This is a genomic window from Listeria floridensis FSL S10-1187, from assembly GCF_000525875.1.
Lineage (GTDB): Bacteria > Bacillota > Bacilli > Lactobacillales > Listeriaceae > Listeria > Listeria floridensis.
This window is the reverse complement of the sequence record NZ_AODF01000008.1, coordinates 15,555-29,942: the sequence shown is the minus strand read 5'-3', so window position 1 is coordinate 29,942 and position 14,388 is coordinate 15,555. Positions and strand designations below refer to the sequence as shown.

13 protein-coding genes, 2 tRNA genes and 3 pseudogenes are annotated in these 14,388 nt (G+C 42.4%); all 18 read right to left on the bottom strand.

The annotated features are described in order from the left end of the window. Window positions 1-12: 12 nt before the first annotated feature. Window positions 13-1,097: pseudogene (gene hisC / locus MFLO_RS04375) on the bottom strand (histidinol-phosphate transaminase). Beyond that, window positions 1,094-1,474, bottom strand: coding sequence for a chorismate mutase (gene aroH / locus MFLO_RS04370; protein ID WP_036096663.1), 381 nt, complete (start codon window positions 1,472-1,474; stop codon window positions 1,094-1,096). Before aroH ends, hisC begins: the two are co-directional and overlap by 4 nt. After that, window positions 1,471-2,568: pseudogene (gene aroB, locus MFLO_RS04365) on the bottom strand (3-dehydroquinate synthase). The gene aroH and the pseudogene aroB overlap by 4 nt, the downstream one beginning before the upstream one ends. 2 nt (window positions 2,569-2,570) lie before the next feature. Beyond that, entirely contained in the window at window positions 2,571-3,737 is a 1,167-nt protein-coding gene (aroC, locus tag MFLO_RS04355) for a chorismate synthase (RefSeq protein WP_036096659.1), read from the bottom strand. A 131-nt stretch (window positions 3,738-3,868) separates the two neighbouring features. Next, window positions 3,869-4,312 carry a nucleoside-diphosphate kinase gene (gene ndk, locus MFLO_RS04350; RefSeq protein ID WP_036096657.1) on the bottom strand — a complete coding sequence of 148 codons (444 nt, stop codon included), beginning with the start codon at window positions 4,310-4,312 and terminating at the stop codon, window positions 3,869-3,871. A gap of 12 nt (window positions 4,313-4,324) precedes the next feature. Further along, on the bottom strand, window positions 4,325-5,293 hold the full coding sequence (gene hepT, locus MFLO_RS04345; protein WP_036096655.1) for a heptaprenyl diphosphate synthase component II: 969 nt from the start codon (window positions 5,291-5,293) through the stop codon (window positions 4,325-4,327). Continuing rightward, window positions 5,283-6,005: a demethylmenaquinone methyltransferase gene (locus MFLO_RS04340; protein WP_036096653.1), complete on the bottom strand. Its 723-nt coding sequence runs from the start codon at window positions 6,003-6,005 to the stop codon at window positions 5,283-5,285. The genes hepT and MFLO_RS04340 overlap by 11 nt, the downstream gene beginning before the upstream one ends. A gap of 25 nt (window positions 6,006-6,030) precedes the next feature. After that, window positions 6,031-6,799, bottom strand: a pseudogene (locus tag MFLO_RS04335) (heptaprenyl diphosphate synthase component 1). Between the two features lie 84 nt (window positions 6,800-6,883). Continuing rightward, window positions 6,884-7,450 carry a GTP cyclohydrolase I FolE gene (gene folE, locus MFLO_RS04330; protein WP_036096651.1) on the bottom strand — a complete coding sequence of 189 codons (567 nt, stop codon included), beginning with the start codon at window positions 7,448-7,450 and terminating at the stop codon, window positions 6,884-6,886. Window positions 7,451-7,585: 135 nt separating this feature from the next. After that, a tRNA-Asp gene (locus MFLO_RS04325) sits at window positions 7,586-7,658 on the bottom strand. Window positions 7,659-7,662: 4 nt separating this feature from the next. Beyond that, window positions 7,663-7,734: transfer RNA gene (locus MFLO_RS04320), tRNA-Glu, on the bottom strand. A gap of 161 nt (window positions 7,735-7,895) precedes the next feature. Beyond that, entirely contained in the window at window positions 7,896-9,047 is a 1,152-nt protein-coding gene (gene rpsA / locus MFLO_RS04315) for a 30S ribosomal protein S1 (protein WP_036096648.1), read from the bottom strand. 274 nt (window positions 9,048-9,321) lie between these two features. Further along, on the bottom strand, window positions 9,322-10,011 hold the full coding sequence (cmk, locus tag MFLO_RS04310) for a (d)CMP kinase (RefSeq protein ID WP_036096646.1): 690 nt from the start codon (window positions 10,009-10,011) through the stop codon (window positions 9,322-9,324). Between the two features lie 23 nt (window positions 10,012-10,034). Further along, window positions 10,035-11,000, bottom strand: coding sequence for an asparaginase (locus MFLO_RS04305; protein WP_036096644.1), 966 nt, complete (start codon window positions 10,998-11,000; stop codon window positions 10,035-10,037). 77 nt (window positions 11,001-11,077) lie between these two features. Then, window positions 11,078-11,848, bottom strand: a complete 771-nt coding sequence (locus MFLO_RS04300; protein ID WP_036096643.1) for a LysM peptidoglycan-binding domain-containing protein — start codon at window positions 11,846-11,848, stop codon at window positions 11,078-11,080. Window positions 11,849-11,981: 133 nt separating this feature from the next. Further along, window positions 11,982-13,394, bottom strand: coding sequence for a RecQ family ATP-dependent DNA helicase (locus MFLO_RS04295; protein WP_036096641.1), 1,413 nt, complete (start codon window positions 13,392-13,394; stop codon window positions 11,982-11,984). Further along, window positions 13,391-13,951, bottom strand: coding sequence for a helix-turn-helix domain-containing protein (locus MFLO_RS14575; protein ID WP_206538311.1), 561 nt, complete (start codon window positions 13,949-13,951; stop codon window positions 13,391-13,393). Before MFLO_RS14575 ends, MFLO_RS04295 begins: the two co-directional genes overlap by 4 nt. Before the next feature lie 70 nt (window positions 13,952-14,021). After that, window positions 14,022-14,387, bottom strand: a complete 366-nt coding sequence (locus MFLO_RS15675; RefSeq protein WP_051993512.1) for a YpbB family protein — start codon at window positions 14,385-14,387, stop codon at window positions 14,022-14,024. Between the last annotated feature and the right edge of the window lies 1 nt (window position 14,388).

The following is a 14,388-nucleotide window of genomic DNA, read 5'->3' as shown; positions in this document are numbered from 1 at the left end:
CTGATTCACTCCTTACTGTAAGAACGCCTCAAGCAGACGGATTACCTCTTGATTTTCTTCTTTGCGCCCCACTGTGATACGCACAGCTTCCGGAAAACCGAGACCGGCTCCAGGACGTACAATATAGCCGTTTTTCTCCAAAAACTCAAAAGTTTCAGCAGAAGGTTTAGCAAGATCTAGCAGCACAAAGTTGCCTTGTGAGGGATAAAGTTTCACTTGAGGAAACTTGTCCGCAAACTCGGCATACTGCGCAATGCCTGCCCGGTTCAGCTTGCGGCATTCCGCAACAAACGCTTGATCCGAAAGCGCTGCACCTGCCAATAGTTGTCCGAAAACCGACGTATTAAACGGCGAACGTACAATCTCAAGCTGTTTGATAATCGAAGGATCGGCCATTCCGTAGCCTACCCTCGCTCCTGCAAGCCCATAAATTTTGCTGAACGTTCGTGTGATCATCACATTCGGATACGTCCGAATCCAGTTTTCATGCGGTTCAGGGACCGGATCAACATATTCGATATACGCCTCATCTAAAACAACCAGACATTCACTTGGAATTTGTTTCACAAACGCTTCAACAGCTTCAAGTGTAAGCAAATTTCCAGTCGGATTATTGGGACTGCAAAGCCAAACCACTGCCGTATTTTCATCAACCGCAGCAAGCATTTCCGAAAGATCATGGTCTCCGTTTTCAAGTAGCGCGACCTCGCGAACCTCTGCCCCTTCAATACGAGCGTTGTGGCGATACTGGACAAAACTCGGCGTCGCCATGACCGTATTTACCTCCGGCCCAAGAATCGCTCTTGCAACCAAACCGATCAACTCATCAACCCCGGACGTAAAAATCAGTTCTTCCTCGCGTAGCTGATAAAACGCCGCTACTTTGCTTCTCAGCTCTGTTGCATAGCCGTCTGGATAAAGTTCCATTTGAACGCGAAACGCTTCAGCCTGTTTTTTAACGCGCGGTGAAGCGCCATATGGATTTTCATTGGAAGATAATTTCGTAATTTTTTCGAGACCAAGTTCCCGCTTCACTTGTTCTTCGCGCTTTCCGGCTGATACGACATAAGACCATCCAGATTCTTTTTCCACTTCATGGTGTGTCCTCTCCTTTAACCGCAAGATCTGGACGCAGTCGTTTTGCGCCATTCAAATACACATGCCGAATGTCTTTAAGTGCACTCTCAAGATTCGTCTGCACCATCAAACGAATACATTTTTCCGGTGCACCGGGCACATTGATTTCCTGCATTCCCATCACTGGAACAAGCTCAAAACCGTCCATTTCGCGAATCGCACGCGCCGGGAAAGCCGCCGTCAAATCCTCGGTTACCGTTATAATGACCGAAACCAGATTTTCCGGATCGCTCAGATTATTTTCCTGTAAAATCGTTTCAAATACTTCCTTAGTTGCCGCATAAATTTCAGCAGCACGATTGGTTTCTACCGTTGTAGCTCCGCGAATTGCTCTCAAACCGCTTCCTCTCCTTTTCGAAAAATGTGAAACGCTTGCTCAAGTTTTTCACGACTTACCGGCCGAAGTTCGCACACTCCGATTTCACTGAGAAGAACGAATTTTACTTCGCCGAAAGTCGTTTTTTTTATCGTGTAACATCCGCGAATAGATTTCTTCAAAAGTGACATCATCCGGGAGCGTGGTTTCGTAGCCAAGATCAGAAAGCCAAGCCGAAAATGAAGCAAGATCAAATTTCAAGCCCATTTCACGTTCACTTAAAATCAAGGCATAAATCATTCCAAAAATAATCGCTTCCCCGTGTAAAAATCGTTTAAACCCGCCAAAAGCTTCGAGAGCATGACCAAAAGTATGGCCGAAGTTGAGAAAAGCGCGAACCCCCTGCTCCGTTTCATCTTGCGCCACAATATCGGCTTTTACCTTAATTCCTTTTGCAAGAAACTCAGGTAACGCTTCACCGGAAAGTGCTGCTTGCTTCGAAAAATTCTCCCGTAACAAATCGAACAGCCCTCCATCACTGATTAAGCCATGTTTGATCAGTTCAGCAAACCCAGAGCGCATTTCCCGCTCAGGTAGCGTTTTAAAAAAAAGAAGTATCATAAATGACCGCTTCCGGCTGATAAAAGCATCCGACCATATTTTTTCCAAGCGGATGATTGATCGCCACTTTCCCGCCAACCGCGCTATCATGAGCAAGCACAGTCGTCGGAAACTGATAAAAAGCGATGCCACGCATGTAAGTCGCCGCAATAAATCCACCAAGATCCCCGATCACACCGCCGCCAAAAGCAAGCAATGCAGATTTTCGGTCAAGATTCGCTTCGATCGCTTTCGTCATTGCATCTTCGTAAACCGCAAATGTTTTGGCATCTTCCCCATTTGGCGCAACAAAAAAAAGAAAGATTGGAAAACTTGCTTAAAAGCGCTTCAATGTGGCTTTGATAAAGCGATGCCACATGTTGATCGGTTATAATAAAGAGCTTTGAATAACGATTCAGTTTTGACGTAAGCTGTTGCTTCATTTCGACTAACAAATCAGTCCCGATAAAAACCGGATAAGTTTTACTTGCCGTTTGGATGGTCATTTCATGCATACTTAAAACTCCTTCATTCGTTCTCGGTCTGCTTCGACAAACTCCTTCAAAAGATCAAACCGGTCACTTTGGTATTTTTCCAAAATCGCCGTTGCCACTTCCCAAGCCACCACATTCTCAGCTACCACACTTGCAGCAGGAACCGCTGAACTGTCTGACCGTTCCACGCTTGCATTAAAGGCTTCTTTCGTATCAATATCGACACTTTGAAGTGGCTTATAAAGCGTCGGAATCGGCTTCATTACACCGCGAACCACAATCGGCATTCCGTTTGTCATTCCACCTTCAAAACCGCCGAGATTATTCGTCCGACGCGTATAGCCTTCCTCTTTTGAATATAGTATCTCATCCATCACTTCGCTACCGTATTTCCGTGCCGCCTCAAAACCGACGCCAAACTCGGCGCCCTTAAACGCATTGATACTCACAATCGCACGGGCAATCTTCGCATCCAGCTTCTTATCCCACTGCACATAGCTGCCAAGACCTGCCGGCACGCCGCCGACAACGACTTCAACCACTCCGCCAATCGTGTCGCCTTTCTTTTTCGTATCATCAATTTTATCCATCATTGCTTGCTCCACATCAGCATCTAATGCCCGAACTGGTGATTCATTTGCGATCTTCTGAATTTCTGCGACCGTATAGTCCCGTTTAATATCAGCACGAACACCACCGATTTCAAGAACATGACCCGCTACTTCAATGCCGAGTTCAGCGAGCAGCTTTTTCGCAATTGCCCCCGCTGCCACACGAACCGTTGTCTCACGTGCGCTGGAACGCTCCAACACATTGCGCATATCCCGATGGCCGTATTTCATTCCGCCAACAAGATCGGCATGACCAGGCCTTGGCCGAGAAACCCGTCGTGAGGCTTCATTTTTTTCAGGAACAGGCTCTGCACTCATAACTGTTTCCCAGTGTTTATAATCTTTGTTTTCAACAAAAAGGGCAAGCGGCGATCCAAGTGTCTTTCCGTGCCTTACTCCAGCCGTAAATAGCGCCCGGTCCTTTTCAATTTTCATTCGCGCGCCTCGCCCATACCCGCCTTGCCGACGCTTCAATTCTACGTTAATATCTTCTGCTAAAAGCGGCATTCCCGCTGGAAGTCCTTCAACAATCAGTGTAAGTCCCGGTCCGTGTGATTCTCCGGCAGTTAAGTATCTCATTTTTTTCGACTCCTTTATCTATCTAATTTAGCGCTTTAAAGTGTATGTGTACTATCTTAACATAAGCCCCTAGCCGAAACAACCTTTTCTTTTTACGCTATAAAAAAAACTGTCTTCTATGCGAAGACAGTTTACAGCCAATCTGCATCTGCTCGTTTAGAAGTCAGAAGCTCATCGGATTTAAAAAACAGACCAATTTCCCGTTCAGCAGCAGCAGGGCTATCTGAACCATGAATAATATTGTGATTTGTGTGCATCCCAAAATCTGCTCGAATAGTACCCGGTACGGCTTCAAGCGGATTGGTTGCTCCCATCATCTTGCGTGCGATCGAAATTGCATCGTCGCCCTCGAGAACCATTGCAAAAACAGGTCCCGAAGTAATAAAGCTGATTAAGTCTTTAAAAAATGGTTTAGAAGCATGTTCTTTGTAATGTTCTTCTGCAAGTGCCAAATCAATTTGAAGCAGCTTAGCTGCAACTAGATTCAACCCTTTTTCTTCAAAACGCGTTACAATTTTTCCGGTCAATCCCCGCGCTACTCCATCGGGTTTCACCATGACATAAGTTCTTTCCATCTTTCTTCCCCCTTAGTAATCTCGCTTATCAAGCATTTTGATGATTTGTCGAAGCGGCTTTACTTCTTTTTGGTTGCCAAATTCATCTAAAATACTTGCTGCTTTATTTAAGTAATTCGTCGCAACTTGCTCTGATTTCTCAATTGCTCCGCTGGTTCGAATTGCTTCTACAAGGTGATTCATTTCTTCTTTTGGCGTTTCCTCAGTGACTCGTCTGATTCGCTTACGAAGCAGCGGGTCTTGCATTGCAAAAAACACGGGTAATGTCACATTTCCTTGACTTAAATCTTCTCCTGCCGGTTTTCCGATTTTTTTTTCATCCTTGGAAAAATCGAGAATATCATCCGTAATTTGAAAAGCCATCCCAACATAATACCCGAACAAATAAAGTTTATCATCAAGCTTTTCTGGAAGTTCAGCAATGATTCCACCAAGTCCACAGCTTGCTGCAATCAGCAGTGCTGTTTTTCGCTTGATTCGCCGCAAGTAGGCGCGGACACTTTGATCAAAGTCATATTTATCCTTAATTTGCTCAATCTCTCCGACTGCAAGCTCCACCGTTACCCGTGAAAGCAGCAAATGTGCTTTTTCATTTTTTATCCTTGTCATATACTCAAGTGATTTCGCAAATAAGAAATCACCAGTATACATGGCAATATGGTTTCCCCAAATTGCTTTAATAGTCGGTCTGCCACGACGAAGCTCTGCATCATCTACTACATCATCGTGCACAATCGAAGCCATATGAATCAATTCGATCGCTACAGCAGCATCTTGAGCAGCCGAAAAATTAGGAGTATTTCCGAGTCTTGCTGTTAAGCAGACAAACATCGGTCTAATCCGTTTTCCACCAGCCGTAAGTAAGTGCAATGCAGATTCAGAAGTCGTCTCAGCATCAGCTTCTGAAACAGCTATTTTAAGTTCATTTTCGATTTTATCAATATCCTTTTGAACCGAAGGATACAAAAAATTAAATTTCATCTTCTGCCACCTTTTTATAGCCAAAATGCGTAGCGCTTGCTCCGCCACTGTGTGAAATATAGCGCACATAAGAAAATCCAGCTTCGTAGAACAAGTCGGAAAGGGCTCCCATTCCTGGGAAATGACGCGTCGACTCTTGCAACCAGCTATATTCATCATAACTTTTCGCAAAAATTTTACCGAATAGCGGCATTATATAACGAAAATAGGTGTTGAAAAAAGGCCGCCAAACAGGAACATTCGGTTGGCTTGTATCCAAGCAAACTGCTTGTCCGCCAGGCTTCAAAACTCGGTGCATTTCTGATAAAACCTGCAAGTAATCAGGAACATTTCGAAGTCCGAATCCGATTGTCACATAATCAAAACTATTATCTGGAAAAGGCAACTCCATAGCGTTGCCTTGAAGCAGTTCAATATTAGTGAGACCAGATTTTTCAACCTTATCTGCTCCAATTTGAAGCATGTTATGACTAAAATCAAGACCCGTCACGTGCCCATCTGAACCGACTTCTTGTGCCGACAGAATCGTCCAATCTGCCGTTCCACAACAGACATCTAATACTTTTGCTCCCTGTTTGACACGCATCAAGTCCATCGTTTGTTTTCGCCAGTGTACATGCAGTTTAAAACTGATCAAGCTGTTCATTCGATCATACTCAGGCGAGATCTTTTCGAAGACCTTATGTACTTTTTCTTCTTTTTCTGTTTCCATCTGTTCAAAAAGCCCCTTTCCGAAATCAGCGCGCAAGCATTTCTTGTAAACGTAAATCAAGCACAGACGATAGAGATTCACAAGTCGTTTTTTAAATCTTTTATTTCATGTTTTACTGTGTCGATAATATTCGTTAACCAATCTTCAAACGCAGCAGCACTTTCCTTCGCAAAAAAGCCATGCTCGTAAGCGCGTTTCAAGGTAGATAAATGATAAGATTCATAAAATGCTTGTTCTTCTTGCAACCGTTTAAGCAGTAATGTTTTTTCTGCAAGTACAAGAAATGATTCTTCTTTTCCAAAATAACGAGCAAACTCTGCAAAAATCGCAGAAGAAGCAGCCGTCAGTTCAGAGAGATATTCTGCATCAGTTAAGACATGCAGTTGATATATATTCGTTTTAGCCGTGTTCATTTTTTGCACACCACGCTGTAAGGCTCCAAGTAAATCGATCATCCCAAGCTCAGCCATCGTTCGGTAGTAAAGGGCACTGTAATAATCCCCGGCTAGAACTGTCAGCTCTCTTTCTTTTAACGAAAGCTGTCTAGTATCGCCCAACTCATCAATTTGCTCATGAGTATCATGTGCAAGAATCACATACAATGTCGCAGTAATAATCCGATACTTATCTGTCTCAGCAAGTTGCGAGCCGCGAATCGATTCATGCAGCCAGAGCATTTGGTCTTTGTCAGTTTCTGGACCATAAAAATTTTCTTTTAAAAATTGATAGGCTGTCCGGTCATGAACCAATCTTTCCACTTCCTTCAGTTGTGTGAGGCTCCCTTGATAAGTCATTTTAATTTCCCCTTTAAAAACAATAATCCATAACTAACATTATAGCATAAATTCACTTGGAAACTACAGCAGATACGCCTTTTATTAATGTTTGATCAATGAGAGAACTTCGCTTCTCAATTTATCGTCTTTTCGAAATGCCCCGCGTACAGCACTTGTGACCGTTTTCGTTCCAGGTTTATTTACTCCACGGATTGTCATGCACATATGTTCTGCTTCAAGAATAACCATCACACCAAGCGGATCAAGCTTATCCATCATAATCTCAGCAACTGTTGTCGTAATTCTTTCTTGCAGTTGGGGACGCTTACTAACGTCATCCACTACACGAGCCAGTTTGCTGAGTCCGGCAACACGACCATTTTGCGGTAAATAAGCCACATGAGCTACACCAAAAAACGGAACAAGATGATGCTCGCAAACCGATGAAAAGCGGATATCTTTTACAAGAACTAGCTCATCATGCTGTTCTTCAAACACTTTGTTAAAATGAACGGACGGATCTTTTTTTAAACCAGCGAAAATTTCTTCATACATCCGTGCAACGCGCATCGGCGTATCAAGCAATCCCTCTCTATCAGGATCTTCGCCAACTGCTTCAAGGATCATTCTTACGGCATCTGCAATTTTTTCTTTATTCATTTCAGTCATTGTCCTACCCCTTTTTATGCTTTATTTCTATTTGTTTATCTTATCATAGTTGACCAGCTTAGGTAAACGGTTACCGTCTTGACTCCTCACAATTTTGTCAACAAAAAAATCCCGTCATAAATGACGAGATTAAAACGGTTCCGACGGGATTTGAACCCGCGATCTCCTGCGTGACAGGCAGGCATGTTAACCCCTACACCACGGAACCTAAGTGACCCGTACGGGATTCGAACCCGTGTTACCGCCGTGAAAGGGCGGTGTCTTAACCGCTTGACCAACGGGCCATGGTGTATAAAAATTCAAAAAAAAAGTATATTTTTTCACAAGATTTTCGTTTACTTTTATTATTATAACATAATCTTTAGCCGTGTCAACGGTTTTCTTTACTGTTTATTTTTTGCATAAAAAAGAGTCTCTCATTAAAAGAGACTCTCATTTACAATCTTTATTTATCATCGTTATCATTTTGAATATTTTTTAACTTGTCACCGATTAGATCACCCATTTGGAAACCTGTGCTTTCTTCTGGTAACTCATAATCAACTTCTGTAGCTGGCTCTTCTTGGAGAGCTTTGATACTTAAAGACAAGCGTTTTTCATCTTCATTCACATCAAGTACTTTCACTTCAACTTCTTGTCCTTCTTTTAGAACTTCATTCGGTGTGCCGATATGTTGATGCGAAATTTGCGAAATGTGAACAAGTCCTTCAACACCTGGGAAAACTTCAACGAATGCACCAAACGTCACTAGTCTCATAACTTTACCTTTAAGAACTGCTCCAACTTGTGCTTTCTCAGAAATATTGTCCCAAGGCCCTGGTTGAGTTTCCTTAATAGAAAGCGAGATCCGTTCGTTTTCAGGATCAACACCAATTACTTTAACATTGACTTTATCGCCTTCCGAAAGAACATCTCCTGGTGTTGCAATATGTTCATAAGAAATTTGCGAAATATGAACAAGTCCGTCTACACCGCCAAGATCAACGAATGCACCAAAACTTGCAAGACGTTCTACTGTGCCTTCCAGTACATCGCCTTCTTTAATATTTGCCAAAATTTCTTTTTTCTTGCCTTCTTTTTCTGCTTCAACAATTGCACGGTGACTTAAGATTACCCGATTTTTCTCTGGTTCAAATTCCACTACTTTAAATGCTAGCGTTTTTCCTTTGTAATCAGAGAAATCCTCAACAAAGTGATCTTCTACAAGTGACGCCGGAACAAATGCTCGAACCCCAAGGTCTACTACAAGACCACCTTTAACTACGTCGCTTACAACCGCATCAAAAACTTCACCCGAATCGAATTTCGCTTTGATATCGTCTGTCGCTTTTAGTGCATCTACTTTACGCTTCGAAAGCACAAGAACATCGTCTTCCACTTTTGTAACGACAAGATCAAGTGTATCGCCAACGCTCACTACATCAGAAGCTTTTTCCACATGGACATTGGACAGTTCGCTGATCGGAACAACTCCATCAAGTTTGCTGTCAGGAATTCCGACGTAGACTTGTTTATCTTCTACGCTTGTAACCGTACCAGTGACTTTGTCTCCTTCTTCAAAATTTCTAACTTCCACATTGTTTAATTCATCAGACATGCGTAGCCCTCCTCAATTCGTTTCTCGAATTTAGGACTTTCTGTAACCGCAAACGAAGTTTACGCTTCTAACAATCTTCATGACAATAGATTTAGCATCTCGACATTCTGGAGTCTAGCAATCCCTATAAAAAAAACGTTCGTCAGATTGAATTTTTGCAAGAAAATCCTAAAAGATTATTCCTCTGAATCAGAAAAAATCTCTCTTCTAACATCCTACAAAACAGCAGATTTGTCAAGTTTTTTCGCCAAAAGAAAAGAGGCTGTAAATTAGTTTACAAGCCCTTTTCATTTTGCTCAATTGTTTCATTTGCCAAATCAAGAATTTTTGTAGCCACTTCTTGAATTGTCATACTTGTTGTATCGACCGTAATCGCATCATCAGCCTTTTTCAGTGGTGAATGTTCGCGCGTATAATCTAGATGGTCTCGTTCTTCAATTTCTTTTTTCAGCTGTTCAAGATTGACATCATAGCCTTTTGCTTTATTTTCCTTGTAGCGACGTTCCGCCCGTTCGCTGACACTTGCAAGTAGAAAAATTTTGAGTTCTGCTTGCGGTAACACTGCCGTTCCAATATCACGACCATCCATTACGATACCGCCTGAAGCCGCAAAATTCTGTTGCCGTTTTTGCAGCTCTTCACGAATTGCTGGATGCGCCGAAACCACCGAAACATGATTCGTAATTTCGCTTGTCCGAATGATTTCTGTTACATTTTCATCATCTATCAATACTTGTTGAGTTTCCCCTGGTTCAAACCGAATCGTTTTTGATTTTAAAATCTCTAGAATAGCAGCTTCATTTTCATACGAAATGCCAGCTTGATACGCCAAGTATGTTGCCGCACGATACATTGCCCCCGTATCAATATAAATAAAATGCAATTTACTCGCTACAATTTTTGCTACCGTACTTTTCCCAGCCGCAGCCGGACCATCAATCGCAATTGAAATTTTTTTCCTCATGAATTTTCAGTTTCCCTTCTCTATCAGTCAAAATTAGCCTGTGTTGCATCAACACCGGCTGCAAGTAAAACCATTAAACGAATTCTTGCTTTTTTACTATCATAATCTTTTCCTAAAATAACACCACGGTTATATAAGTCATACGTACTACCTAAATAATCATATGTCGTATAAACATTGCCCTCTTCTGCACTAGTCGTAATCACAACCGGAATACTCTGCTCTAATGCACGCGAAATGGCAGGCATCATCTTTGGAGCAACTTGACCGCGACCAACGCCTTCCAAAATTATCCCGCCAACACCTCGTTCAATGAGCGTATCAATTAAATAGCCATCTGCATCAAGATAACACTTGATAATTGCAACATCAGGGAGCGGATGCTTGACCTCAAAACAATCATGTTCAACTGGCCGCTGATAAATAAAAACTTGATCATTATCAATGATACCCAAATAGCCGAATCCAAATGCACTAAAACCTTGAATGTTCGATGCATGCACTTTTTTTACATAACGTGCTGCAAATATCCGTTCATTAAATACAACTACCGTTCCAGCATTTCGAAGAAGCGGCGCCGAAGCCGTATGAATGGCATGACGGATGTTAATATAAGCATCCGTCCCCATTTCCTCAGGGCCGCGCTGTGAACCAGTTAAAACAACAGGACGTTCATCAGTCACCGCAAGATCAAGAAAGTAGGAAGTCTCTTCAAGCGAATCTGTACCATGCGTGACCACAACACCGTCATAAGAAGCATCTTCAAAAATTTTCATGATCAGCTGCTGCAAGTCGATTAAATGCTCCCTTGTAATATGCATGGAGGGAAGCTGAAACGTCGAAAAAATATCCACTTCAATTTCCGGCGGAAGTCCACAAATTTCCACAAGCTCCTCGCCTGTCAGTTCGCCGGAAGCAAGTTTTCCAGAAGCAGTTTTTCTACTAGCAATCGTTCCACCCGTTGTTACAAGGGCTACTTTTTTTGCCATGATTCTCTCCCCTTTTCCATAAAAAGAACGAACACTTTGGGGAAAATTTTTCCTCGGTTCGCTCATTCTTTTTAGTTTTATTTAGGAATTTTAAGTACTGTACCTACCGGAACACTGTCCGACGAAAGCCCATTTGCCTGCTTGATTTTTTGTACACCAGCCGTAGCATTCGATTCGCCATAAGCATTAGCAGCAATTCGGTAAAGCGTTTCACCTGATTGTACAGTATGGCTTGAAGCTTGAGCCGCCTCAGCCTGCTTTTTCGCCGCTTCAGCTGCTTGTTTTTCTTGTGCAGCTTTTTCTGCAGCAGCCTTCTCTTGAGCGGCCTTTTCAGCAGCAACTCGTTCTTGTTCGGCTTTTTCTGCAGCAGCTTTTTCTGCAGCAGCTTTTTCTGCTTCAGCTTGCTTAGCAGCTTCCGCATCTTTCGCTTTTTGCTCTTCCTCGGCCTTTGCTTTTTCTGCAGCAGCTTTTTCCGCTTCTTCTTTTTCTTTAGCCGCTTTCTCTTTTGCAGCCTTTTCTTCTTCCTCTTTTTCCTTCGCAGCTTGTTTTGCCTTTGAATTGCTGTCAACAGACACATTTTCTTCCTCTTTGACTTGGTTTGCTGGCTCAGCTGAATTCTGAACCGCTACAAAAACAATGACACTGATAATCGGAATAAGCAAAAAGAAAATAATCAATATATTCAAAAGCGGATATCTGAAAATACCTGTTTTCTTTGCTTTTCTGCTATCTGACCGCGAGAGCATCGGCGGTTCATCATTAAATTCATCTTCAGAATTATAAAAGTCGTGATCGTATTCATCAGACGACGTGAAATCTTCTTTATTATTGCGCTTTTTCCTAGCCATGCATAAATCCTCCTTAAAACAAAACTCTTTCACCAATATCTTGATATTAACATACAATTGAAATATCCCTGCAATAATTATAACCGCAAACCCTGCCCAGAACAACAATAAGCACAAGATTACTAAAAAAAAATCATTCTAAAAGCAAATAACGAAGCCGCTCCAAATAGTTAAATGTCTCCTGAACCGCTTCCGTATCAGGCTTTCTTTCAAAGTGTACAAGCTTTGCGCCGTCATTATCACAGCAGCATTCTCCGCCCGTTTCTGAAAAATCTTCTTCGCCAAAATAGCGCATGACATAGCTTCTCCTACAATCAGAAGCATGAATAAAGCCTTCAAAAGCTGTTAAATTCTCTTTTTTAATAAGCGAACGTTCCTCGATTTTCTTTTCGATTTCCGCTTCCGTAAGCCTAGATCGTAAAAAATAACTAAGAAAACGCTTTTCGCTGTCTGGAAGCGTATCACGCAATTCTTCAGGGAGTTTGAGCAGCTTAGGATCTGGAAGATCTCGGTCAGCCAATTGACGCTGTAGCATCTCATCACCCGTTGCATAGAGCAGAATAGCCGCACTTTTTTCTCCATCTCTACCCGCTCGACCGATTTCCTGCATATACGCTTCAAGATCCGCCGGCATGTGATAATGAATGACAAAACGGATATTTGCCTTATCAATTCCCATCCCAAACGCACTTGTTGCACAAATTAAATCAAGCTGTCCAGCAACAAACTGCTCTTGAATGAGTATCCGGTCGAGTGGTTCCATATCACCGTGATAATGCGCCGCTTTTCGTTTTCCTTCGCGGCGAAGCCGTCCAGCTGTTTCTTCTGCAAGCCGCTTGCTGGAAAAATAAATAATTCCCGGCGCTTCAAGCTGTTCAACCAATCGATCTAGTCCCGCTTCTTTTTCGCATCTAGAAGCAAATTTTTTAACAAAAAACTCGATATTAGGACGGTTTACCGAGTAAATAATTTCCTTAATTTCTTGAAGTTCGAGCTGCTTCAAAATATCCGCTCGAACCCGCTTTGTCGCTGTCGCCGTAAGAACCATTGTCCGTGGATAACGAGCAAGTGCGCGAAATTCACCCAAAAACAAATAATCCGGTCGGAAATCGTGCCCCCACTGTGAGATACAATGAGCTTCATCAATTACAAAAAGTCCAATTTTTTCACGTAAAAAAGTCGCTCGAACAGCCTCACTTGCAAGCATTTCAGGTGAAAGAAAAATAAATTTGTAAGACCCAAGATTAGCTAATATCGTATTTTTTTCTTCTACAGAAAGAAAGCTATTGAGTGCAGCAACTCTTTTTTCACCTTGTGCCCGCATTCGTTCCACTTGATCCTGCATCAAACTGAGTAGCGGCGAAACGATGACAACCAGCCCATCAAGCAAGTATCCTGAAAGCTGGTAGCAAACTGTTTTCCCCATTCCAGTCGGTAGCATTGCAAAAACATCTTCACCGGAAAGTACTGTTTCAATCACTTCTTTTTGACCGCTTCGAAATGTTTCAAAGCCGAGATAGCGTTTCAATTCTGCTTCCAAATTCAATCCGCATCACCTCCTGAAACAACGGCAAGTCGAATTTGATAGTAACTTAGTTCTGGAAACGCATCTTTAATCTCCTTCAAACTCGTGTAATTCCCTTCAGATATATGCGCAATCACTTTCGCACTTGGGAGTCCTGGCACCCGTTCATTTCCAAATGTCGCTTTAATTTCCACAAAATGATCCTCGATCGTGCTTTTTTTCAAACGCCTTAGCTTTTGCACTTCCTCAAAAGAATAACCGTTTTTAAAGAGCCGAAAAGTTTTCTTGCCAGAAAGAGTCAATAGCGCTTCTAATTTTGGCATCAAAAGCTTCATTACCGGATAATGTTCCATCTCGGCAAACAGTAAGTGCAAGCCATATAACGATTCAAAATATGCATCCATTCGCCTCAGTTCAAGCCGCTCAGCAATTTGTTCGCTTGTTTCTCCGATCAGCTTGCCGCCGGAAAACCGATCCGTATAGAGTTCTGGCTTCATAATCGCGTGACTAGAAAGCCATCTTTCAAGCTCTAAATACAACTGTTCGTTCAGGTTCGGCTGCCCTTTGCATGCTAACAACCACTTTTTAATCCAAAATTGCGCTTTCTTATCCCGCACAACTGGCAAGTAATGCTTTTTTTGATGATGCTTATTGCTTACTACTTGAACAGCAAGTAACAGATTTTGAAAAAAAAATAAGCGGACGATCTTGTAGCATGAAGCCATTCCAGCCGCCCTGCTCAAAGAATTCCGTTTCAATTTGTCGTAATGTATATATTTCTCCGTCTCGAAGTTCGATCGCGCCTTCATCAACCAATTGTTTCATTCGCGCAAAGAAGATATCTTGCTTTAAAAAAGGAGTCAAGCCAAATAACTCATCAAGTCGAGCCAAATGGATATCTGTTACTGCTTGTCCGATCCGTTTTCCAGTCATCACAGTATATAAGAAAGCCGGTTTGCGCGGGCGGCTAAATCCCTTTACCAGCGCGAGTATGTATTGATCTAGCAAATCCATC

Bases quoted from the DNA above. Each gene is read 5' to 3' on its own strand.
- aroC (WP_036096659.1), bottom strand. From the start codon at position 3,737: ATGAGATACTTAACTGCCGGAGAATCACACGGACCGGGACTTACACTG.
- ndk (WP_036096657.1), bottom strand. From the start codon at position 4,312: ATGGAAAGAACTTATGTCATGGTGAAACCCGATGGAGTAGCGCGGGGA.
- hepT (WP_036096655.1), bottom strand. From the start codon at position 5,293: ATGAAATTTAATTTTTTGTATCCTTCGGTTCAAAAGGATATTGATAAA.
- MFLO_RS04340 (WP_036096653.1), bottom strand. From the start codon at position 6,005: ATGGAAACAGAAAAAGAAGAAAAAGTACATAAGGTCTTCGAAAAGATC.
- folE (WP_036096651.1), bottom strand. From the start codon at position 7,450: ATGACTGAAATGAATAAAGAAAAAATTGCAGATGCCGTAAGAATGATC.
- rpsA (WP_036096648.1), bottom strand. From the start codon at position 9,047: ATGTCTGATGAATTAAACAATGTGGAAGTTAGAAATTTTGAAGAAGGA.
- cmk (WP_036096646.1), bottom strand. From the start codon at position 10,011: ATGAGGAAAAAAATTTCAATTGCGATTGATGGTCCGGCTGCGGCTGGG.
- MFLO_RS04305 (WP_036096644.1), bottom strand. From the start codon at position 11,000: ATGGCAAAAAAAGTAGCCCTTGTAACAACGGGTGGAACGATTGCTAGT.
- MFLO_RS04300 (WP_036096643.1), bottom strand. From the start codon at position 11,848: ATGGCTAGGAAAAAGCGCAATAATAAAGAAGATTTCACGTCGTCTGAT.
- MFLO_RS15675 (WP_051993512.1), bottom strand. From the start codon at position 14,387: ATGGATTTGCTAGATCAATACATACTCGCGCTGGTAAAGGGATTTAGC.